Origin of the sequence: Williamsia sp., assembly GCF_036566845.1 — a bacterium.
In the GTDB taxonomy this organism is placed as follows: Bacteria; Actinomycetota; Actinomycetes; order Mycobacteriales; family Mycobacteriaceae; genus Williamsia.
The window spans coordinates 1-1,513 of record NZ_DATCVM010000029.1 but is presented as its reverse complement, the minus strand read 5'-3'; the positions used below and the strand labels follow the sequence as shown (position 1 = coordinate 1,513).

At 64.8% G+C, this 1,513-nt stretch carries 1 protein-coding gene and 1 pseudogene; both read left to right on the top strand.

The window, feature by feature from the left end; translation table 11 throughout:
• The first annotated feature begins 437 nt into the window (after window positions 1-437).
• Window positions 438-917, top strand: a complete 480-nt coding sequence (locus tag VIQ49_RS01980) for a hypothetical protein (protein ID WP_331880254.1) — start codon at window positions 438-440, stop codon at window positions 915-917.
• Window positions 914-1,513 (top strand): annotated as a pseudogene (locus VIQ49_RS01975) (hypothetical protein); the annotation flags it as partial. The gene VIQ49_RS01980 and the pseudogene VIQ49_RS01975, both read left to right, overlap by 4 nt.

The following is a 1,513-nucleotide window of genomic DNA, read 5'->3' as shown; positions in this document are numbered from 1 at the left end:
GACGAATACGTGCTGAGTTCTCTCGGACCTGAGCACGTTCCTTGGCTTGCTCCATCTTTTCCTGAGGTCATGGCCGCTCTTCGCGTTCGGGAGCCAGCGAACCCCGAGCTAGTTGCGGCGATCGACGACGAGCTCAGTGGGGCGCAGTTCTAGTGGGGACCTCCGGTGCGTTCGGTGGCTCAGGTGCGTGGTCTGGCACGGTGGATTCGCTCTACGATTCGGCCGACGCGCTGGGTGCAGCACCGGCTGCTCCATTGCCGACAGGGGTCCTTGCGGCGCTCGGCGGATCGCTCTCCCGTGGCGATCGTCGGGGCAAGTCGTACAACGTACAGGATCTCCTCCACGGCCGGCGAGGTCCAGTTGGGGCGTCAAGCTCCGGTGACGGTCGTGATTCCGGAAACGCCCCGCTCGCCCGGCAGGCGGCTCGCGGCTCGCTGGTGCTCGACGCGCTCCAATCAGTGCAGGCCGGAGAGGTGCCACACCTCACCGAGTATGGCGTCAACTTCTCAGGCCTAAACGGGCTCTCGGGCTTGGAACTCTTCAGCGAGCTGATGCGGCTGATCCTAGGACCCGCTGCGCACCCGGACGACGTGGCTCTTCGCCAGGCTCTGATGGCGACGATGCGGACAAGTGCGTCGGAGCCCGCGGGGTCGCTTGCCGACACGATCGGCCGATTCGTCAGCGAGCTTGCATGGCGAACCACCGTGGTGCAACTCACAGCGAGCCCCCGCCGAGGATCTGTCGTGAAGGCATCGCTTATCCGACTTGAGGAACGGGTACGCATGTACATCGGAGGAAAAGTGAGGCAGGTCACGAACCAACTCGTCAACGCGACGCCCCAAACGGTAGCCGACTTCGCATCTAGCCTGGCCGCGAAGGCGTGCCGGCTCTTCGGCAAGGAGACCGAGACACCGTGACCGGCCGAATCATCGAAGTGCTCCCGGCGGCGTCAACCTCGACGACCGGGGACATCGTTCTATTCTGGCCGTCGGACGGCGAGCCGCTGACGAACATCGCCTCCACGCTGTCGTGGGATCTGCCCGACTTTGCAGCCGCTGCCCCAGCCGCTCGAGACTTCTTCCGCATCGCCGCCGCGGCGTACCTCGCGGACACGGCTGTGTCCAAGCCAGACGTTTCTCTCCACCGCAACATCGATCTGGTGGTTCACGTCGAGGAGCCCGACACCTGGGGAAGCGCGCTGTCACAGATCGCCGACCTGCTGAACTGGCTGACAGGAGATGCGTGGAATCTGAGCTTGCGTGGTCACGACGCCGCCCTGCCGTTGGCGGTCGGCATCCCGGTCGCGCGTGTGCAGCTCCTCTCTGGCGGGCTCGACTCGCTATGTGGTGCGGCGATCGGGCTTCGAGACAACGTAGACGTGAAGTTCATCGGCCACCGAGACGTGTCGCGTGCGGTGCGGCACTCGCAGAACGGCATCGCGGACGCGCTTGGAGTGCAGCAGGCGTATGACCGGCACGAGTTCTACCTCCGCGAAACCACCGCTCGCAAAAAT